The organism is Cupriavidus sp. OV096 (genome assembly GCF_900115455.1).
In the GTDB taxonomy this organism is placed as follows: domain Bacteria; phylum Pseudomonadota; class Gammaproteobacteria; order Burkholderiales; family Burkholderiaceae; genus Cupriavidus.
This window is the reverse complement of the sequence record NZ_FOWM01000001.1, coordinates 365,003-383,233: the sequence shown is the minus strand read 5'-3', so window position 1 is coordinate 383,233 and position 18,231 is coordinate 365,003. Positions and strand designations below refer to the sequence as shown.

The following is an 18,231-nucleotide window of genomic DNA, read 5'->3' as shown; positions in this document are numbered from 1 at the left end:
TCACCCTCCGTTGCGGCGTGCCGCGATCCGGCCCAGCGCCCAGAACAGGGTCAGCGCCACCAGCAGCCCGGCGACGAGGCCGGCGATGGCCAGCAGCGCCGGGTGGTCCGCCATGCGCACCCACACGCGCGCGTACCAGGGCAGGGTGCCGACGTAGTAGCGCTCGCCCAGGCGCAGCCCCTCCACCTCGCGCTGGCGGACCACGGTGAGGTCGCCGCGGATCTGGGCGACCTTGCCGGCGTCCTCGAGCACATCGAGCACATCGCGCACGTTCTCCGGCGCGGTGGCGGTCACGGCGACCACGCTGCGCTGCGCCGCGTACGGTGACTCGAAGCCGATCAGCGCCGCCAGCGGACCATCGGCCGAGAGGATGGCGCGCCCGGCGGGTGACACGTTGTGGTCTGCCTCGCCACTGAGCCAGTTGGTCCACGCCCCGCCGCGCTGGTCGCGCAGCGTGATTTCGGTGCGGCCCTGCTGGACCAGGATCGGCAGGGACTTGCCCCACTGCGCCAGGATCTCGCCGGCGCTGCCCGTGCCCACCATCAGCAGGTTGCGGTCCTTCACGGTGTCGATGGCCTTGGCCGGCGCCACCGCCACGCGCAGCGCCGGCAGGCCGGTCCACTTGCCCATGTGGCCGAGCAGCGTCAGCATCGCCTCCTGGTCGAGTGCGCTCGGGGCGTCCGGCATGACCACGGCGGTATCGGCCAGGTCCGCCAGCCGGGTGAACGGATAGCCGCTGTTGGCGAAGAAGGCGAGGTTGGGCAGCGCGGCGTAGTGGGAGAAGCCGCTGAAGTCGATCGACGAATCGGGGTCGACCGCCGCGCGCGCCACGTTGGCCGCCGTGGACGCGCACAGGCCGGTCTTCTGCGAGTCCATGTGGAAGCGGAACTGCATCTGGTTGTTGCTGCCCACGCGGAAGGCCGGGATCAGGATTTCGTTGCTGACGGACGCGCTGCCGCCCGAGATCAGCGGCACGCTGACCAGGCTCTCGTCGTTCTGCGCGGTCAGCGGCTTGAGCCGGTACGAGCGCACGAGCTGCTCGTTGATATCGACGCTGAGCACCGAGTCGTTGTAGGTGGACGGCGCGGTGTAGCGGTACCTCACGTTCATCGGCACGGCGCGGTCGTTCCAGCCGTACAGGTCAGCCGGCACGCGCAGGTTCACCCGGATCGGCTCGGGGCTGGCGCCGCCTACCTGGAGCTGCTGCGGGTCCGTGACGAGTTCCTTGAACAGCACGGGGCGGTCCACCGGCGCCCAGGCCGGCGCGTCGTAGGGCTTGCGCGGTTTGCCGAGTTCCACCGACTGCACGCCGGCGCGGTTGCCCGCCATGGCAGCCTTGCCAAGCACCAGCGCATTGGCCGCCACCTGCAGTTCCTGCGGATTGCGGCCGGCGAGCACCAGCAGCTTGCGCGCCGGGTTCGACGGATTCGGCATCACGCTGACCGAGGCGCCCTGGATCTCGGGCAACTGGAGGCCCGCCGGGCTGGCGTTCGGCATCGCAAAGACAACGGCGTGGGCATCGGCGGGCGGCTGGCTGCGTGACGGGAAGCGCAGCTCCCGATAGCTGGCCAGCGCGCCGAGCCAGGACGACACCACGCCGGCGGCCTGCAGCGTGGCCGCATCGGCATTGGCTGGCAGCACGAAGGGCACGGTGACGCGGCTGTTGTCACGGCGGTCGAAAAACGGGGCGGGCAGCAGCGCGAGGTTGTCCGGCAGCGTGACGGGCAGCTTGGTCAGCGTCAGCGTGGTGGCCGGGCTGATGTCCGCCCAGAGGCTGGAGTGGTAGGGGTCCTCGCAGTGATCGACCGTGTAGTGGGCGATCATCTGCACGTTCAGGCGATTGAAGTCCGTGAAGTAGCGCGGGTCGAGGTCGATCTCGCGCGTGATCTGCTGGCCCGCCTGCTCCTTCTCCAGCGGCAGGGTGGCCACGACTTCGTCGTTGAGGCGGATCTTCAGGTGGGAGAGCGGATAGACCAGCGAGGGCGAATACGTGAAGACCAGCTTGAGCCTGGCGGCCGTGACCACTTCATCGAGGCGCACGCCGATGTTCAGTGTGCGGTCGGGGTCCACGCCGCGCAGCGGGATGGGCTGGTTGGCGCCCATCTGGGCCAGCGTGAGCACCTGGGTGCGGCCCGGGGCCGGTGCAGCGGCTGCCGGGCTCGAAGCTGCCGTTGCCGCAGGGGCCGGGGCTGGCGTTTGCGCCATCGCGGACGCGGCACCTGCGGCCATGCACAGCATGGCGAGCCGTTTGCCGCCACAGCGCAGGTCTGACACGAGAAGAGTCATATCGAGTGCCCTGTGAAGGTGGCGCAGCCGCACCATCAAAGAAGACCGAAGCGCCGCGCTCACGGGACTGCGTGACGAATATAGCACGCAGTTTTCGGCGAATTACGAGGTGGTGCGGGGCGTGGATCGTGAATTAAAAAGAATTCAATTCACATCGCCGTATTCGGGCAAAAGATTGAATTCAGTGGCTCCTGTTTGCGCGAACGGGTCAAGCGTTTGGCGTCACACGGGCGCGGATTGGCGAGAAATGGTGCAGCGTCGATGCACAATTTGCATAAGGGGAGGAAGCGCCATGTGGAAGAATGACAATCTCCTACCCTCATCGCCGTCATCGCGCCATGTCCGAAGCCATCGTCTACCTGAACGGGGACCTGCTCCCGTTGTCCGAAGCCCGCATTCCCGTCCTCGACCGCGGGTTCATCTTTGGCGACGGCATCTATGAAGTGATCCCGCTCTACAACGGCAAGCCGTTCCGGGGCGCGCAGCATCTGGCGCGTTTGAAGCGCAGCCTGGCGGCCATCGGCATCGACGATCCCTATACCGAAGCCGAATGGCTCGCGCTGATCGGCCGCGTGGTCCAGGCCAACGGCCTGTCGGACCAGATGGTCTACATGCAGGTCACGCGCGGCGTGGCGAAGCGGGCACATGCGTTCCCGAAGGAAGCGGTCACGCCGACCGTGCTGATCATGACCAACCCGATGGCGCTGCCACCGGCGTCGGCGGTGGAGCAGGGCGTGGCCTGCGTGACGATGGAAGACCGCCGCTGGCTGAACTGCCAGATCAAGTCCACCTCGCTGCTCGGCAACGTGCTGGCTGCGCAGGAAGCCGCCGCCAACGGCGTGACCGAGGCGATCCAGTTCCGCGACGGCCAGCTCACCGAGGCCTCGGCGTCGAACGTGTGGCTGGTGCAGCAGGGCCGCGTGGTGGCCCCGCCGAAGGACAACCTGATCCTGGAAGGCATCCGCTACGGCCTGATGGAGGAACTCTGCGCCGCCATGGACATCTCGTTCACCTCGCGCCGCATCTCGCGCGACGAGGTTTTCGCGGCGGACGAAGTCATGCTGTCGTCGGCCAGCAAGGAGCTGCTGCCGGTGGTCACGCTCGACGGCCGCGCCATCGGCAACGGCAAGCCCGGCCCGGTGTTCCAGCGCCTCTACGCGGCCTACCAGGCGGCCAAGGCAGCGCTATAACGCACGGCGTGCCCGTGCTAGGATGGCCGCGGACGAACCACCGAGAGGAGGCCAGTCATGGCCAAGCGCGAGCGCAGCCGGCGCGTCATCATGGAAGAGGTGAGCCGGCGGGTCCAGCAGATCGACGAGATTGCCGACGAAGGCCGACACATCCAGGTGCCGGACCCGCAGCCGCACCCGCGCGATGTGCGCGGCCGGAACTGGGACATGGCCCGCTTCGGCAATGCACGCGGCTTCGAAGCCGCCATCCGCAATGTCGTGGATGACGTCCGGGACGAGTTCGACCTGACCGACGAGCCGGTCTCCACCGTGCCGAACCCGTTCGGCGACTAAGGATTGTGGATGGCGGATGGTGCGGCTCAGGCCGGCGCCACCGCCTCTGCGTAGCGCCAGGTGGCGCCGGACTGGCGCTTGGCGCCGTACATCGCGGCGTCCGCCGCATGCAGCAGCGCGGTACCGCCGCGCGCGTGCACCGGATAGACCGCCACCCCGATACTGAGCGTCGCCCCGATGCTCGCCCCGCCCGCCACGCCGAACGGCTCGGTCATCGCCGCCAGGATGCGCTGGGCGGTCAGCACGGCGTCGTCGGCCTCCCGCAAGGTTCCCAGCAGCACCGCGAACTCATCGCCGCCCAGCCGGGCCGCGCGGTCGGTCTCGCGCAGGCAGGCCCGGATGCGCTGGGCGATGCCCACCAGCACCGTGTCCCCCACGGCATGGCCGTGGCGGTCGTTGATGCCCTTGAAATCGTCACTGTCCAGATAGAGCACGGCCACGCGCTGGCCCAGCGCCGCCGCGCTGCGCACGGCCTGGTCGAGTGCCTCGGTGAAGGCGGCGCGGTTCAGCAGGCCGGTCAGGCTGTCGTGCGTGGCGCGATGTGCCAGCGAGCGGTTCTCGTGCTGCAACTGTCCCTGCCAGGCCTCCAGTTCGTCGAGCAGCACGTTGAAATCCTCGCCCAGCGCATTGAGTTCGTCGATGCGCGCCGGCGGCACGCGCTGGCCGAACGCGCGTTCGGATCGCACCGCATGGGCCACGCGCATCAGGCTGCGCACCGGATCGATGATGTGCACGAGCATGCGGCTGGACAGGTAGTGCGCGCCCACCGCCGTCAGCAGCAGGCAGGCCATCAACCCGAGCATGCCTTTGAGCAGGAAGTGGAGCAGCGCCACGGGGTCGCCGACCACGCGCACGCTGCCCACCTGCTGGGATTCGTGGAAGACCGGCTGGTCCACCGGGCCCGAGGTCAGCAGGTCCCGGGCGAACTGGTGCAGGTCTGGGAAGCGCGCCGAACCATGGCGATGCCAGCTGGCCACCGGCTGGCTGTCCCGATCGAAAATCCAGGCCGCGGTCACGTCTTCGCTGGCGGCGATCATCGCCAGGGTCTCGGCGGCGGCGGCTTCATCGCGGAACACGATCGGCGCCTCCACCGTATAGGCGATGGAGCGCGCCACCAGCCGCAGGTTGTGGTCGGCATAGTCGCGCAGCGCGGTCAGGCCCAGGCCGGTGAGCGTGGTGCCGGCCGTGAAGACAGCGATCAGCGCCACGCTCAGGTGGAAGCGGCGCAGGGTGCCATAGAGCGACGGCCGGGCGGCGCGGGTCATGATGCCGGCGCCTTGCGGCGACCCAGTTGCAGCACGCCGGGGTGGACGTGGATGCCGCTGCGGCCGAGGGCATCGAGGTTGACGCGGAACGAGACCTGCCGCTCGCGGACATTGAGGCAAAACATGCTGCCTGCGTCACATTCGAAGTCTTCCTCGGCGATGATCAGTACCGGGCGGCCGGTCAGGTCGGCCGAGATCTTCTCGCGACGCGGGGCGGACATCGCGCCGACATAGAGCGCGTCGCAGTCGGGCGCCGGGTTGCTGGCCATCGGATCGAGCTGCCGCGTGGCCACCAGCCGGCCTGTGGAGAGCGCGCCGCCCTCCATCAGCTTGCCGGCATAGCGCGCGAGGGGGTCCACGCAGAGCCGCAGGGTGTCGCGCTCCACGGGCCAGCGCGCGTAGCCGAGCAGGGACATGACCACGCGCGCCACGGCCTCCGGGCGCGGCAGCGCCGGGGCGGCCGGTGCCAGGTCGTGCGCGGCCAGCCGGGGCGTGGCCAGCAGCAGCGCGGCGAGCATCGGCAAGGCGGGCAGCAGGAGGGACAGAGACTTGGCGCGCGGCACGGGCAGGGGTGGGGGTGGGGGCCAGTAGGGTGGGGTCCATTGGGATGTCGGCACCGGGCCGGCAAACTGTAGCGGGCGCGCCCATGTGGATGTGCTAGAGTCGTTTGAACGCGTTTGTCCACGGAGGGCACCATGGCAACCGAATCCCAATCGCAACAAAAAGGGCAAGTGAAGGCGTTCGTGCAGACCGCGCCGCAGGCAGGGCGCTATGTCTGGATCATTGCGCTGGTGGACTTCAGCGCCCAGCAGGTCCGGCGCACCATTGTGTCCGACGACACATTCACCACGGCCGACGCCGCGCGCGTGGCCGGCGACGCCCAGCTCAAGGCGATGGCCGCCGATCACTGACGGTCGCTCATCCGGCGTGCCCGGTGACTGTCACGCCACCTCGTTTCCCGATATCCTTTCGCAAGGCGGGCCCCATCGGTCCGTGCCCGCTGCTGCCTGTTTGCCATCGAAAACCCGAAGACAGATAGAAGGAGAAGGAATGCCCAGGCTTCAAGACCAGGTCCAACGCCATCTCGTCCGCGCCATGACAGGCGCGACGCTGCTCGCAGCCACCCTGGCGTTCGCGCCGGCGGCGATGGCGCAGGTCAATATCAATATCGGCATCGGCACCCCGCCGCCGGCCCCGATCTACGAGGCCGTGCCCGCGCCGCGCCCCGGCTATGTCTGGCAGCCCGGCTACTGGGCCTGGGACGACCACGGTCACAAGCACAAGTGGAAGCAGGGCAAGTGGGCCAAGGATCGGCCGGGCTATGTCTACGAGTCGCCGCGCTGGGTGGAGGCGAGCAATGGCTGGGTGATGCAGCCGGAGCGCTGGAACCAGGGGCCGGGCGACCACGGCAAGCACAAGGACAAGGGCGGCAAGGGCTGCCCGCCGGGCCACGCCAAGAAAGGCGAGTGCTGAGTCACGGTCTTCTCATCATGCGGTAACTGCCGCGCGGGGCGCCATGCTAGGATTTCCGCGAGATGATTCCACCCGGAGGCATGAGACATGGCAAAGCAGGTCTTCTCGCGTGCGCAGTATCTCGACATCCTCAACGACAGCCTGCGTCGGCATCCGGGCTGGCAGCCCGGCATGGCGTTTGTGTTCCTGCCCCCGGGCGCGGATGCGGGCCAGGCCTCGGGCGTAGGCTGCACGGGGCCGCTGGAGGCGCTGCCGGTCTATTGCGAGATCGAACGCGTGGCGTCGGGCCTGATCACGGTGCAGCCGGAATAAACCGGCCACCCGGCCCGCCCCGGTACAATGGCGCCCTTACTTAATTCCCCTCGGACAAATTCCCGTGAAGAAGACGGACCTGGAAAAGAACAAAGGCCTCAAGATCGCCCATGAGATGAAGCACGCTGCGGCGGTGCGTGGCGGTGGCGCGGGTCAGGCGGCAACGCTCGCCCGGCGCGAGCAGCGCAAGCTCGACCAGCAGGCCGGCCTGGTGCCGTTTGCATGCAAACTGGAAGGGAAACTGGCGACGCGCCTGCAGGAACTCGCCAAGGAGCACCCGGGCGGCATGAACGGCCTGATGGCCGAAGTGCTGGAAAAGGGGCTGGCGGGCGTGACCGCCTGAAGCTGGGATGGCCCCTCTCCCTGTGGAAGAGGGGCGCTGAAGGCTTTAGCCTTCGTCTTCCTCGTCGTCGAGGAAATCGCGGCGCAGCAGCCAGTTGGTGATGGCTTCGTCGCAGACCTTCTTGAGCTTGCCTTTCTCGGGCAAGCTGTCAAACAGCTGGAAGTTCACCAGCGCCAGCCCGGCGTCGGTGATGTAGAACAGGCGGTCCGGCTCGTCGTAATGCACGAGGCGGCCGTCGATGCCGGACTCCTCGCTGTCCGCCGGCATGTCCTCCAGCTCCACCACACGGCACGTGAAGCGCGGGCTGCGCGTGTGGGTCAAATATTCAAATTCGTCATGCATGATCTCGCCGCCCTTGCCGGCGATGACAGCGAAGCCCCAGATGAACCGGGGCATCGGCAGATCGGACAGATCGTCAATCTCGTCCATGGTGTTCTCCCTGATGCGATACCCGGCATTATCGCCCAAGTCTTGGCGCCAGCTGCGCCTTTATAGCAGGTACCCCTTCGCCAGCGCGCCAAAGCTCTCCAGTTCGCGCGCCTGCCAGGCCGCGTCGTGCCCGAGTTCCTCGGCCAGGATGGCGGCCACGCGCGGGGCGCCGGCCAGTGCTGCGCGGGCGTCCAGGAACAGCGCGCGGTTGCGGCGGGCCAGCACGTCTTCCACGCGCCGGGCCAGTTCGTGGCGGGCGGCAAAGCGTACGTGGGCCTCGGTCAGGCCGGTTTCGGGCACCACCAGGACGTCGGCGCCGGGCAGCGCGTGCACCAGCGGCAGGTCGGCGCCGTAGTAGCGGTCTGGCGACCCGGAGCCCGGCGCGGGCAGGTCCGCCGGCAGGCCGGTGGCGCCGTGCAGCGGCAGATCGGCCGTGCGGCCCGGTGCCGCGGGCAGTAGCTGGCGCTGGATCGCCGTTTCCACCACGTCCTCGGCCATCTTGCGATAGGTGGTCCACTTGCCGCCGGTGACCGTGATCAGGCCAGCCTTCGACACCAAAATCGTATGTTCGCGCGACAGCGAGGCCGTGGACGCCTCGCCAGTCGCCTTGACCAGCGGCCGCAGGCCGGCCCAGACGCTGGTCACGTCGGCGCGCGTGGGGTCGCGGGACAGGTAGCGCGCCGCCGTCTCCAGGATGAAATCGACGTCATCGGCGCCCGCGCGGGGCTCCAGCGGCAGGTCGTGGCGCGGCGTGTCGGTGGTACCGACGATGGTGTGGCCGTTCCAGGGCACGACGAACAGCACCCGGCCGTCATCGGTCTTCGGAATCAGGATCGCGCGGTCGCCGGGCAGGAAGCTGCGCGGGATGGTCAGGTGCACGCCCTGGCTCGGCGCCACCATGGTCCGCGCCTGCCCGTCCTCCATCTGCCGCACGGCATCGACCCACACCCCCGTGGCATTGATCACGCAGTCCGCGCGCAGCGGGAAGGTCTCGCTGCCTTCGCCGTTGCCATTGCCATTGCCATCGAGGGCATCCTGCGCGGTCACGCCGGTGATCACGCCGTTTTTCTGCGAGAGCCCGGTCACGCGCATGTAGTTGACCGCCGTGCCGCCCACGTCGAACAGCGTGCGCATCAGCGCCACGGCCAGCCGTGCATCGTCGAACTGGCCGTCGAAGTAGAGGTTGCCGCCGCGCAGCGGCCGGCCGCCGACGTGTTCGGCCAGCGTGGGCGCGGCCTCCAGCGTCTCCCGATGGTTCAGCCAGCGGCTGCCGGACAGGTTCAGGCTGCCCGCCAGCATGTCGTACACCTTGAGGCCGATGCCGTAGAACGGCTGGTCGAACATCTGGTAGGCCGGCACCACGAAGCCCAGCGGCCAGACCAGGTGCGGCGCGTTGCGGGCCAGCAGGCCGCGCTCGTGCAGCGCCTCGCGTACCAGGCTGATGTTGCCCTGGGCCAGGTAGCGCACGCCGCCGTGCACGAGCTTGGTGGCCTTGCTTGATGTGCCCTTGGCGAAGTCGGCCGCCTCCAGCAGCAGGGTGCGATAGCCGCGCGACGCGGCGTCCACGGCCGTGCCGAGCCCGGTGGCGCCGCCGCCGATGACGATGACGTCCCAGCGGGCCTCGCGCCGCAGGGTGTCGAGCAGGGCGGCGCGCGAGGGGGGCTGGATGGGGAGGGCGGGTGTGGGCATGGTGGTTCGGTGCAAATCGATCGTATGTCGGCGAAGTTTGGCGATGGGTCGCGTGGTGAGGCGCGGTCAGGCGGCCGGCGCGTCGTCGCGCGCCCAGTCACGGGCGCGGTCCACGGCGCGGTGCCAGCGGCCCAGCCGCTGCGCGCGCTCATCGGCGGAGAGGCGTGGCTCGAAGCGGTGCTCCACCTGCCACTGGCGCGCAATCTCTTCGGTATCGGCCCAGTAGCCGGTGGCCAGCCCGGCCAGATAGGCGGCGCCCAGCGCGGTGGTCTCGGTCACGCGGGGGCGCACCACCGGCGTGCCGAGCAGGTCGGCCTGCATCTGCATCAGCAGGTCGCTGCGCGAGGCGCCGCCATCCACCCGCAGCTCGGCCAGCGCGATGCCGGCGTCCTTCTGCATCGCGTCGAGTACATCCACGCTTTGCAGGGCGATCGATTCCAGCGCGGCACGGGCGATATGCGGCCCGCCGGTGCCCCGCGTGATGCCGACGATGGTGCCACGCGCGAAGGGGTCCCAGTGTGGCGCGCCGAGCCCGGCGAAGGCCGGCACCAGCACCACGCCGCCGGTGTCCTCGCACTGCCGCGCGAGCGGCTCCACCTCGGGCGCGCTCTGGATCAGCTTCAGGCCGTCGCGCAGCCACTGGATCGTGGCGCCGCCCATGAACACGCCGCCTTCGAGGCAATATTGCGTGTCGTTGCCGATCTGCCAGCCAATCGTCGTCAGCAGCCGGTTGCGCGAGGTCACGGGCTGACTTCCGGCGTTCATCAGGATGAAGCAGCCGGTGCCGTAGGTGTTCTTCGCCATGCCGGGCGAGAAGCAGACCTGACCGAAGGTGGCCGCCTGCTGGTCTCCGGCGATGCCTGCGATGGGGATCTCGGTGCCGAACAGCCGGGCCGAGGTGCGCGCCACCTCGCCGCTGGAGGGCGCCACCTCCGGCAGCAGGCTGCGCGGAATGTCGAGCAGGCCGAGCAGTTCGTCGTCCCAGCGGAAATCGTGGATGTTGAACAGCAGCGTGCGTGATGCATTCGACACATCCGTCACGTGGCGCTTGCCATCGGTCAATTGCCAGATCAGCCAGCTATCGACAGTGCCGAAGGCCAGTTCGCCGCGTTCGGCGCGGGCACGGGCGCCTTCGTAGTGGTCGAGCATCCAGCGCAGCTTGGTGCCCGAGAAATAGGCGTCGATGATCAGGCCGGTCTTTTGCTGGAAGGTGTCGCCGTGGCCCTCGGCCTGCAAGGCTTCGCACATCGGCGCGGTGCGGCGGTCCTGCCAGACCAGCGCGCGGCCCACCGGCTCGCCGGTCTTGCGGTCCCACAGCACGGTGGTCTCGCGTTGGTTGGTGATGCCGATGGCGCGGATCTGGGTGCCGCTGACGCCGGCATCGCCCAATACCTCGTGGGCCACGGCCAGCTGCGACTGCCAGATTTCATAGGGATCGTGCTCGACGTGCCCGGGATGCGGATAATATTGCCGGAACTCGCGCTGGGCGATCCGCACCACATTGCCGGCGTGATCGAACAGGATGGCGCGCGAGCTGCTGGTGCCCTGGTCGAGGGCCAGCACGTACTGGGGCTGCTGCGATGAAGGCGTCGGGGTCATGCGTTCCATCCGGAATTGAATTGCGGCCGGGTTTGCCGGCCAGACATCGCTGCCATGGCCGAATCCTTGTTCCAACCGTCAGATATCGTGAGTGTGGTGCGCGCCGGCGTGACCGCGCGCAGCCCGTTCGAGCCCGCCGCCCACTTGCGGCTGACCGTGGCCGGACAGCAGGTGGGGTGGATGCCCCGCGTCCATGCGGAACTGTTGCGGCGCATCCCCGGCATGCTGGGCGATGGCCCCGCGGGCGAGCCGGACGCCGTGACGCTGCTCCCCGCCTGCACCACCTTCGAGACCCGCAGCGCGGCGCTGGCCACGCTGGCACGGCAACTGGCCGACGCCGGCCACGTGCGCGGCTGGCGCAACGAGTTGTTCGCGATCACCCCGGCCCTCGCCGCGCCGGCGTTCGCCGTGGTGGAGCGCGCTGCAGCGCGCTTCCTCGGGCTGCTGACCTTCGCCTCGCACATGAACGGGATCATCGCCGGCGAGCGGGCGATGTGGATTTCCCGCCGCAGCGAGAGCAAATCGGTCGACCCCGGCATGTGGGACAACCTCGTGGCCGGCGGCATGCCCCACGGCAGCCATCCGCTCGAAACGCTGATCCGGGAATGCGACGAGGAATCCGGCATTCCGCCCGATCTGGCGGGCCGGGCCGCGCCCCACGGCGTGATCGAGGTACTGCGCGAGATCCCCGAGGGTGTGCAGTGGGAGCACGTATACATATATGACCTGACGCTGCCGCCGGACTTCGTGCCGGTGAACCGCGACGGGGAGGTGGCCGAGCACCGGCGTATCGAGCCGGGCGCATTGCTTGCTATCATGGCGGACCGCGCCATGACCGTGGATGCCACGCTGGTGACGCTGGATACGCTTATCCGGCGCGGCTGGACGCCCAGCGCGCCCCCAGCCTGACCCGCCCCAGCCTCGCTGCGCATCACGGTGCCGGCCTGCCACATGATGATTTGCCCGATTTGCCTACGATGAGCGCCACCGGATTTATCCTTACCCTTTCGTGCCCGGACCAGCCGGGCATTGTTCATGCTGTTTCCGGCCTGCTGTTCCAGCACGGCTGCAATATTGTCGATTCCGACCAGTACGGCGACGAATTCACGGGCCGTTTCTTCATGCGCGTGCATTTCATGCCCGCCCCCGGCGGCCCGGACCTCGCCGCGCTGCGCCAGGCCTTCGCGCCGGTCGGCGACCAGTTCGGCATGCAGTGGGATGTATTCGACGCCACCGTGAAGCCGCGCGTGATGATTATGGTGTCCAAGATCGGCCACTGCCTGAACGACCTGCTGTTCCGCGCCAAGGCGGGCGGGCTGCCGGTGGAGATCGCCGCGATCGTCTCGAACCATCGTGACTTCTACCAGCTCGCCGCGTCGTACGACGTGCCGTTCTTCCACCTGCCGCTGATGAACGCGTCCGCCGAGCAGAAGTCCGCGCAGGAAGCGCGCGTGTTCGAGGTGGTGCGTGACCAGAACATCGATCTGGTGGTGCTGGCGCGCTACATGCAGGTGTTGTCCGACGACCTGTGCCGCAAGCTGGCCGGCCGCGCGATCAACATCCACCATTCCTTCCTGCCGAGCTTCAAGGGCGCCAAGCCGTACTACCAGGCGCACGACCGGGGCGTGAAGCTGATCGGCGCCACGGCGCACTATGTGACGGCCGACCTCGACGAAGGCCCGATCATCGAGCAGGAAATCGAGCGCGTGGACCACAGCATGGACCCCGAGCAACTGACCGCCGTCGGCCGCGACGTGGAATGCGTGGCGCTGGCCCGCGCGGTCAAGTGGCATGCCGAACACCGCATCCTGGTGAACGGGCACAAGACCGTCGTCTTCAAGTAAACGGACGGTATCGCACCAAGGGGCGCTGACGCTCTCCCCCGGCCCCTCTCCCGCAAGCGGGAGAGAGGAGCAAACCGGCAGCGCGTGACAGGCCGAGGGTGTTCCTCCCCTCTCCCTCCGGGAGAGGGGTCGGGGGAGAGGGACGGCGCCGGTCAAGGACACCGCCCCCGCTTCATTCCCCGTCCGCCACCACACAATTCACTCCACTGTCCGCCAGCATCTGCACAAACGGCGGCCGTAGCGGCTCGTCCGTGAACAGGCGGTCGATGCTGGAGAGTGGCGCCAGTTCCACCATCGCCTGACGGTTGAACTTGCTGGCATCGGCCGCGAGCCACACCTCGCGCGAGTGCTCCATGATCGTGCGCGCCACCTTCACTTCGCGGAAATCGTAGTCACGCAGCGTGCCGTCGGTCTCGATGCCCGAGATGCCGATCAGGCCGATATCGACCTTGAACTGGCGGATGAACTCCACCGTGGCCTCGCCGATGATGCCCCGGTCGCGCGAGCGCAGCACGCCGCCGGCCACGATGACCTCGCAATCGGGGTTGTCGGCCAGGATATTGGCCACGTGCAGGTTGTTGGTGATGACGCGCAGCCCGCGGTGATGCATCAGCGCGCGGGCAATTTCCTCCACCGTCGTGCCGATGTTCAGGATCAGCGAGCAGCCTTCCGGCACCGCCGCCGCCACGGCCCGCGCGATGCGCACCTTGCCCTCGGCATGCAGCACCTGCCGCTGCCGGTAGGCGATGTTCTCGGTGGTGGACCCATCCATCCGCACGCCGCCATGAAAACGCGCGAGCATGCCGTTTTCCGCCAGCAGATTCACATCGCGCCGCACGGTTTGCAGCGTCACGCCGAACTTGCGCGCGAGTTCGTCGATGGAGGCAAAGCCCTGGTTGCGGACTTCCTCGAGCAGGGCGGTCTGGCGGGGATTGAGCGTCATGTGCCGCATTCTAGTTCAAACACAAACGAAAACAAATGATGCACTGCACGATTGTTTTGTGTTCGTTTATTTGCTAAAACGAGCGGGATGCCATGAATAGTGCCCCTCGGTCACGGTTCTGAATGTGATCGAACAAGCACGCCAATGCAGTTCGAACACGAATCGAACCGATGGAGACCGGATGCAACTGAGCCTGGACGGCGTTGCGCAGCAGGTGGGATCGCAAGCCTATCTTTATCCGATGTCACTGGCGCCTGTACGCGGGGCCGTGACCATTCTCCTTGGGGCCACCCAGGCGGGCAAGACCTCGCTGATGCGGGTCATGGCGGGGCTGGACAAGCCCAGCGCGGGCCGGGTACTGGCCGACGGGACCGACGTGACCGGCGTGCCGGTGCGCGAGCGCAATGTCTCGATGGTCTACCAGCAGTTCATCAACTACCCCTCGCTTACCGTCTTCGACAACATCGCCTCGCCGCTGCGGCTGCGCAACGTGCGCGGGCCGGAGCTGGACACCCAGGTCCGCGCAATCGCCGGCCGGCTGCGCATCGACCACCTGCTGGCGCGCTACCCGGCGGAGTTGTCCGGCGGCCAGCAGCAGCGCGTGGCGCTGGCCCGGGCGCTGGCCAAGAACGCGCCGCTGATGCTGCTGGACGAGCCGCTGGTCAACCTCGACTACAAGCTGCGCGAGGAATTGCGCGAGGAGCTGACCCAGCTGTTCGCCCATGGCGACGCCACGGTCATCTACGCCACCACCGAACCGGCCGAGGCGCTGCTGCTCGGCGGCTACACGGCGGTGCTCGATGCCGGCGAACTGCTCCAGTACGGTCCGACCCCCGAGGTCTTCCACTATCCCGCCTCGCTGCGCGTGGCGCGGGCGTTCAGCGATCCGCCGATGAACCTCGTCGAAGGCCGGCTGGAAGCGGGCCGCGTAACGCTGGCCGGGAACATCGTGATTCCGCTCCCCGACGTGCAGGCGCCCGATGGCCCGGTCACGGTGGGCGTGCGCGCCGCCGCGCTGCGGCTGGCCGCCGTGCCCGGCGCGGTGGCGGTGCCGGGCAAGGTGGCGCTGGCCGAACTGTCCGGCTCCGACACCTTCGTCCACCTCGATACGGCGATGGGCAACCTCGTGGCGCAGTTCGCCGGGGTGCTCGATCTGAAACTCGGCGCGCCGCTCTCGCTGCATCTGGAGCCGGCCCATCTCTACCTGTTCGACGCCGCCGGCCTGCGCATCCATGCGCCCCAGCGGCCCGGCGCGCTGGCCGATGTGGTCAGCACGCCCATCACCGAGACGGGTGGCTGAGATGGCCAGGATCGACCTCGACCTCGCCCATTCCTACGTCGCCGAACCCAAGACCGATGAGGACTACGCGCTGCTGCCGCTGCGCTTCACCTTCGAGGATGGCGGCGCCTACGCGCTGCTCGGGCCCTCCGGCTGCGGCAAGACCACGCTGCTGAATTGCGTGTCCGGCCTGCTGCGGCCCTCGCAGGGCACGATCCAGTTCGATGGCCAGGACGTGACCGCCGCCACGCCGCAGGCGCGCAACATCGCCCAGGTGTTCCAGTTTCCGGTGATCTACGACACGATGACTGTCGGCGAGAACCTGGCCTTTCCGCTGCGCAATCGCGGTGTGCCGGCGGCCCAGGTCAAGGAGCGGGTGGGCAAAGTCGCCGAAATGCTAGACCTGTCGGCTTCGCTGGACCGCCGCGCGAGCGGGCTGGCGGCGGACGCCAAGCAAAAGATCTCGCTCGGGCGCGGGCTGGTGCGGCAGGACGTCTCGGCCATCCTGTTCGACGAGCCGCTGACCGTGATCGATCCGCACCTGAAATGGCAGTTGCGGCGCAAGCTCAAGGAAATCCATCACGAATTCCGGCTGACGCTGATCTACGTGACGCACGACCAGACCGAGGCGCTGACCTTCGCCGATCAGGTGGTGGTGATGTCGCGCGGCAAGGCGGTGCAGGTGGGCGCCGCCGATGCGCTGTTCGAGCGGCCCGCGCATACCTTTGTCGGCAATTTCATCGGCTCGCCGGGCATGAACTTCCTGCCGGGGACGTGGCGCAACGGCGCCATCGAGGTGGCCGGGCGCCGCTACATGCCGGAGCTGCCGGCGGGCATCGGCGCCGCGCTGGAGGGCGCCGGCACCTTCAAGGTGGGGGTGCGGCCCGAGTACCTGCAACTGGCCGCCGCCGACGACCCCCAGGCCATGCCGATGCGCGTGACGCGCGCGCAGGACATCGGCACGTACTGGCTCGTCACCGGCACGGTGGCGGGGGAGGGCGATCAGGCCGGCGGCATCCTGCGCGCCCGGCTCGGCACCGAGGCGGCCACCCTGGCCCCCGGGGACACGGCGTGGCTCACGGTGTTCAATCGCCACACCTGCTTCTATATCAACGAGGAACTGGTCCAATGAAGCCCGTCAACCAGAAGGCCTGGCTGCTGGTGCTGCCCGTGGTGCTGTGCGTGGCGTTCTCCGCCATCCTGCCGCTGATGACCATCGTCAATTATTCGGTGCAGGACATCATCTCGCCGGAGCGCCGCGTGTTCGTCGGCACGGAATGGTTCCGCACCGTGCTGCGCGATGCCGAACTGCACGACGCCCTGATCCGCCAGCTCGGCTTCTCGCTGGCCGTGCTGCTGGTGGAGATCCCGCTCGGCATCCTGCTGGCGCTGGCCATGCCGGCCAAGGGCTGGCGGGCGTCGGCGGTGCTGGTCATCATCGCGCTGTCGCTGCTGATTCCATGGAACGTGGTCGGCACGATCTGGCAGATCTTCGGCCGCACCGACATCGGCCTGCTCGGCGCCGCCCTGGAGGCGATGGGATTCGACTATAACTACACGGGCAGCGCGGTGGATGCCTGGGTCACGGTGCTGGTGATGGATGTCTGGCACTGGACCCCGCTGGTGGCGCTGCTCTGCTACGCCGGGCTGCGCGCGATTCCGGACGCCTACTACCAGGCGGCCCAGATCGACGGGGCGAGCCGCTTCGCCGTCTTCCGCTACATCCAGCTCCCCAAGCTGCGCGGCGTGCTGATGATTGCCGTGCTGCTGCGCTTCATGGACAGCTTCATGATCTATACCGAGCCCTTCGTGCTGACCGGCGGCGGGCCGGGCAACGCCACCACCTTCCTTTCCCAGTACCTGACCCAGAAGGCGGTGGGCCAGTTCGACCTGGGGCCGGCGGCGGCGTTCTCGATTGTCTACTTCCTGATCATCCTGCTGACCTGTTTCATCCTCTATAACTGGATGCAGCGCGCCGGCACGTCCGGCGGGGAGGAGGTGCCCCATGGCTAGTCAACACGCCAGCAACCGGGCCGGCGCATGGCGGCCGGTGTTCCTGGTGGTCTACCTGTTGTTCGCCATCGTGCCGATCTACTGGATGGTCAACATGTCGTTCAAGACCAACGAGGAGATCCTGACCACGCTGTCGCTGTGGCCGGCATCGTTCACGCTCGAGCACTACCGGACCATCTTCACCGATGCCTCCTGGTACTCCGGCTACATCAACTCGCTGATCTACGTCGCCCTGAACACGGTGATCTCGATCAGCGTGGCGCTGCCGGCGGCCTACGCGTTCTCGCGCTACCAGTTCATCGGCGACAAGCACGTGTTCTTCTGGCTGCTGACCAACCGCATGACGCCCCCGGCGGTGTTCCTGCTGCCGTTCTTCCAGCTCTACACCACCATCGGGCTGATGGACACCCACCTCGGCGTGGCGCTGGCGCATCTGGTCTTCAACGTGCCGCTGGCGGTCTGGATCCTGGAAGGCTTCATGTCCGGCGTGCCGCGCGAGATCGACGAAACCGCCTATGTGGACGGCTACTCGTTCCCGCGCTTCTTCCTGACCATCTTCCTGCCGCTGATCAAGGCCGGGGTGGGCGTGGCGGCGTTCTTCTGCTTCATGTTCAGCTGGGTGGAGCTGCTGCTGGCGCGGACCTTGACCTCGGTCAATGCCAAGCCGATCGTGGCCACCATGACCCGCACGGTGTCGGCCTCCGGCATGGACTGGGGCGTGCTGGCCGCCGCCGGCGTGCTGACCATCGTGCCGGGCGCCATCGTGATCTGGTTCGTGCGGCACTACATCGCCAAGGGCTTCGCCATGGGCCGCGTGTAGCGCGCCCCGGTCAAAGAGAGGAGTTCGTCACATGTTGAGCTGGATGGTCTGGACCACCCCGGTGGCGGTGTTCTTCGCGCTGGTGGTGATGATGTTGATCGGCATGACGGTCTGGGAGGCGCGCTCCCCCACGGTCATGCGCAAGGGCTTCCTGCCGATTGCCACCACGCGCGGCGACCGGCTGTTCATCGGGCTGATGTTCGCCGCGTGGATCAACCTGGCCTGGGTAGGGCTGGGCGAGAAGATGCAGACCTGGTTCGGGCTGGCGGAGGAACCGTCGATCTGGATCAGCGCGGCCATCGCGGCCGTGGTGCTGCTTGTGGTCATGCGCCGTGGCTGACGCCCGCCGGCGCGCGCAGTCGTTGCCGTTCCATCATTCCATTATTCCAATAGGAGACACTGATGAAAGTGCA

At 68.0% G+C, this 18,231-nt stretch carries 20 protein-coding genes; 13 read left to right on the top strand and 7 right to left on the bottom strand.

The annotated features are described in order from the left end of the window. Entirely contained in the window at positions 1–2,286 is a 2,286-nt protein-coding gene (gene bcsB / locus BM115_RS01775; protein ID WP_092289920.1) for a cellulose biosynthesis cyclic di-GMP-binding regulatory protein BcsB, read from the bottom strand. A 338-nt stretch (positions 2,287–2,624) separates the two neighbouring features. Between bcsB and BM115_RS01770 the strand changes: the two genes are divergently transcribed. Next, on the top strand, positions 2,625–3,476 hold the full coding sequence (locus BM115_RS01770) for a D-amino acid aminotransferase (protein WP_092289907.1): 852 nt from the start codon (positions 2,625–2,627) through the stop codon (positions 3,474–3,476). Positions 3,477–3,533: 57 nt separating this feature from the next. Beyond that, complete coding sequence (locus BM115_RS01765; protein WP_092289905.1) at positions 3,534–3,809, top strand: hypothetical protein; 276 nt, start codon at positions 3,534–3,536, stop codon at positions 3,807–3,809. A 26-nt stretch (positions 3,810–3,835) separates the two neighbouring features. Here the strand turns inward: BM115_RS01765 and BM115_RS01760 are convergent, their stop codons facing one another. Continuing rightward, positions 3,836–5,074 carry a diguanylate cyclase DgcN/YfiN gene (locus BM115_RS01760; protein WP_092289903.1) on the bottom strand — a complete coding sequence of 413 codons (1,239 nt, stop codon included), beginning with the start codon at positions 5,072–5,074 and terminating at the stop codon, positions 3,836–3,838. After that, the gene (locus tag BM115_RS01755; protein ID WP_092289901.1) at positions 5,071–5,592 is read right to left on the bottom strand and encodes a regulatory sequestration protein YfiR; all 522 of its coding nucleotides are present in this window, start codon (positions 5,590–5,592) and stop codon (positions 5,071–5,073) included. The genes BM115_RS01760 and BM115_RS01755 overlap by 4 nt, the downstream gene beginning before the upstream one ends. 177 nt (positions 5,593–5,769) lie before the next feature. On the opposite strand from BM115_RS01755, the gene BM115_RS01750 reads away from it, so the two are divergent. The 4 genes from BM115_RS01750 (at position 5,770) to BM115_RS01735 (ending at position 7,202) form a co-directional block, all read left to right on the top strand. Then, positions 5,770–5,985 (top strand): hypothetical protein, encoded by a 216-nt coding sequence (locus BM115_RS01750; protein WP_092289892.1) that lies wholly within the window; start codon positions 5,770–5,772, stop codon positions 5,983–5,985. 139 nt (positions 5,986–6,124) lie between these two features. Then, positions 6,125–6,547, top strand: coding sequence for a YXWGXW repeat-containing protein (locus tag BM115_RS01745; RefSeq protein ID WP_092289890.1), 423 nt, complete (start codon positions 6,125–6,127; stop codon positions 6,545–6,547). 87 nt (positions 6,548–6,634) lie between these two features. Then, the gene (locus tag BM115_RS01740) at positions 6,635–6,859 is read left to right on the top strand and encodes a hypothetical protein (RefSeq protein ID WP_092289888.1); all 225 of its coding nucleotides are present in this window, start codon (positions 6,635–6,637) and stop codon (positions 6,857–6,859) included. 64 nt (positions 6,860–6,923) lie between these two features. Further along, positions 6,924–7,202 carry a hypothetical protein gene (locus tag BM115_RS01735; RefSeq protein WP_092289887.1) on the top strand — a complete coding sequence of 93 codons (279 nt, stop codon included), beginning with the start codon at positions 6,924–6,926 and terminating at the stop codon, positions 7,200–7,202. Between the two features lie 45 nt (positions 7,203–7,247). Here BM115_RS01735 and BM115_RS01730 read toward each other — a convergent pair whose 3' ends face one another. The 3 genes from BM115_RS01730 to glpK form a co-directional block, all read right to left on the bottom strand. Beyond that, entirely contained in the window at positions 7,248–7,631 is a 384-nt protein-coding gene (locus tag BM115_RS01730) for a hypothetical protein (protein WP_092289886.1), read from the bottom strand. Positions 7,632–7,691: 60 nt separating this feature from the next. Then, positions 7,692–9,320 carry a glycerol-3-phosphate dehydrogenase/oxidase gene (locus BM115_RS01725; RefSeq protein ID WP_092289884.1) on the bottom strand — a complete coding sequence of 543 codons (1,629 nt, stop codon included), beginning with the start codon at positions 9,318–9,320 and terminating at the stop codon, positions 7,692–7,694. A 66-nt stretch (positions 9,321–9,386) separates the two neighbouring features. Beyond that, a complete protein-coding gene (gene glpK, locus BM115_RS01720) occupies positions 9,387–10,919 on the bottom strand; it encodes a glycerol kinase GlpK (RefSeq protein WP_369823366.1) in 1,533 nt (510 codons plus the stop codon). A gap of 54 nt (positions 10,920–10,973) precedes the next feature. Here glpK and BM115_RS01715 point away from each other — a divergent pair, with 54 nt between their 5' ends. Both BM115_RS01715 and purU read left to right on the top strand, forming a co-directional pair. Beyond that, a complete protein-coding gene (locus tag BM115_RS01715; RefSeq protein WP_092289880.1) occupies positions 10,974–11,828 on the top strand; it encodes an NUDIX hydrolase in 855 nt (284 codons plus the stop codon). Between the two features lie 68 nt (positions 11,829–11,896). Further along, the gene (purU, locus tag BM115_RS01710; protein ID WP_092289875.1) at positions 11,897–12,763 is read left to right on the top strand and encodes a formyltetrahydrofolate deformylase; all 867 of its coding nucleotides are present in this window, start codon (positions 11,897–11,899) and stop codon (positions 12,761–12,763) included. A 172-nt stretch (positions 12,764–12,935) separates the two neighbouring features. On the opposite strand, the gene BM115_RS01705 is transcribed toward purU, so the two are convergent. Beyond that, positions 12,936–13,706, bottom strand: a complete 771-nt coding sequence (locus BM115_RS01705; protein ID WP_177219831.1) for a DeoR/GlpR family DNA-binding transcription regulator — start codon at positions 13,704–13,706, stop codon at positions 12,936–12,938. A gap of 181 nt (positions 13,707–13,887) precedes the next feature. Here BM115_RS01705 and BM115_RS01700 point away from each other — a divergent pair, with 181 nt between their 5' ends. The 5 genes from BM115_RS01700 to BM115_RS01680 are packed head-to-tail and all read left to right on the top strand — an operon-like array spanning position 13,888 to position 18,158. Beyond that, positions 13,888–15,006 carry an ABC transporter ATP-binding protein gene (locus BM115_RS01700; RefSeq protein WP_092289872.1) on the top strand — a complete coding sequence of 373 codons (1,119 nt, stop codon included), beginning with the start codon at positions 13,888–13,890 and terminating at the stop codon, positions 15,004–15,006. A gap of 1 nt (position 15,007) precedes the next feature. Further along, positions 15,008–16,117: an ABC transporter ATP-binding protein gene (locus tag BM115_RS01695; protein ID WP_092289870.1), complete on the top strand. Its 1,110-nt coding sequence runs from the start codon at positions 15,008–15,010 to the stop codon at positions 16,115–16,117. Then, positions 16,114–16,998 (top strand): carbohydrate ABC transporter permease, encoded by an 885-nt coding sequence (locus BM115_RS01690; protein ID WP_092289868.1) that lies wholly within the window; start codon positions 16,114–16,116, stop codon positions 16,996–16,998. The genes BM115_RS01695 and BM115_RS01690 overlap by 4 nt, the downstream gene beginning before the upstream one ends. Then, positions 16,991–17,818, top strand: coding sequence for a carbohydrate ABC transporter permease (locus tag BM115_RS01685; protein WP_092289866.1), 828 nt, complete (start codon positions 16,991–16,993; stop codon positions 17,816–17,818). Before BM115_RS01690 ends, BM115_RS01685 begins: the two co-directional genes overlap by 8 nt. Before the next feature lie 31 nt (positions 17,819–17,849). Further along, on the top strand, positions 17,850–18,158 hold the full coding sequence (locus BM115_RS01680) for a DUF2160 domain-containing protein (RefSeq protein WP_092289864.1): 309 nt from the start codon (positions 17,850–17,852) through the stop codon (positions 18,156–18,158). Positions 18,159–18,231: the final 73 nt, after the last annotated feature.

Bases quoted from the DNA above. Each gene is read 5' to 3' on its own strand.
- bcsB (WP_092289920.1), bottom strand. From the start codon at position 2,286: ATGACTCTTCTCGTGTCAGACCTGCGCTGTGGCGGCAAACGGCTCGCC.
- BM115_RS01770 (WP_092289907.1), top strand. From the start codon at position 2,625: ATGTCCGAAGCCATCGTCTACCTGAACGGGGACCTGCTCCCGTTGTCC.
- BM115_RS01765 (WP_092289905.1), top strand. From the start codon at position 3,534: ATGGCCAAGCGCGAGCGCAGCCGGCGCGTCATCATGGAAGAGGTGAGC.
- BM115_RS01760 (WP_092289903.1), bottom strand. From the start codon at position 5,074: ATGACCCGCGCCGCCCGGCCGTCGCTCTATGGCACCCTGCGCCGCTTC.
- BM115_RS01755 (WP_092289901.1), bottom strand. From the start codon at position 5,592: ATGCTCGCCGCGCTGCTGCTGGCCACGCCCCGGCTGGCCGCGCACGAC.
- BM115_RS01750 (WP_092289892.1), top strand. From the start codon at position 5,770: ATGGCAACCGAATCCCAATCGCAACAAAAAGGGCAAGTGAAGGCGTTC.
- BM115_RS01745 (WP_092289890.1), top strand. From the start codon at position 6,125: ATGCCCAGGCTTCAAGACCAGGTCCAACGCCATCTCGTCCGCGCCATG.
- BM115_RS01740 (WP_092289888.1), top strand. From the start codon at position 6,635: ATGGCAAAGCAGGTCTTCTCGCGTGCGCAGTATCTCGACATCCTCAAC.
- BM115_RS01730 (WP_092289886.1), bottom strand. From the start codon at position 7,631: ATGGACGAGATTGACGATCTGTCCGATCTGCCGATGCCCCGGTTCATC.
- BM115_RS01725 (WP_092289884.1), bottom strand. From the start codon at position 9,320: ATGCCCACACCCGCCCTCCCCATCCAGCCCCCCTCGCGCGCCGCCCTG.
- glpK (WP_369823366.1), bottom strand. From the start codon at position 10,919: ATGACCCCGACGCCTTCATCGCAGCAGCCCCAGTACGTGCTGGCCCTC.
- BM115_RS01715 (WP_092289880.1), top strand. From the start codon at position 10,974: ATGGCCGAATCCTTGTTCCAACCGTCAGATATCGTGAGTGTGGTGCGC.
- purU (WP_092289875.1), top strand. From the start codon at position 11,897: ATGAGCGCCACCGGATTTATCCTTACCCTTTCGTGCCCGGACCAGCCG.
- BM115_RS01705 (WP_177219831.1), bottom strand. From the start codon at position 13,706: ATGACGCTCAATCCCCGCCAGACCGCCCTGCTCGAGGAAGTCCGCAAC.
- BM115_RS01700 (WP_092289872.1), top strand. From the start codon at position 13,888: ATGCAACTGAGCCTGGACGGCGTTGCGCAGCAGGTGGGATCGCAAGCC.
- BM115_RS01695 (WP_092289870.1), top strand. From the start codon at position 15,008: ATGGCCAGGATCGACCTCGACCTCGCCCATTCCTACGTCGCCGAACCC.
- BM115_RS01690 (WP_092289868.1), top strand. From the start codon at position 16,114: ATGAAGCCCGTCAACCAGAAGGCCTGGCTGCTGGTGCTGCCCGTGGTG.
- BM115_RS01685 (WP_092289866.1), top strand. From the start codon at position 16,991: ATGGCTAGTCAACACGCCAGCAACCGGGCCGGCGCATGGCGGCCGGTG.
- BM115_RS01680 (WP_092289864.1), top strand. From the start codon at position 17,850: ATGTTGAGCTGGATGGTCTGGACCACCCCGGTGGCGGTGTTCTTCGCG.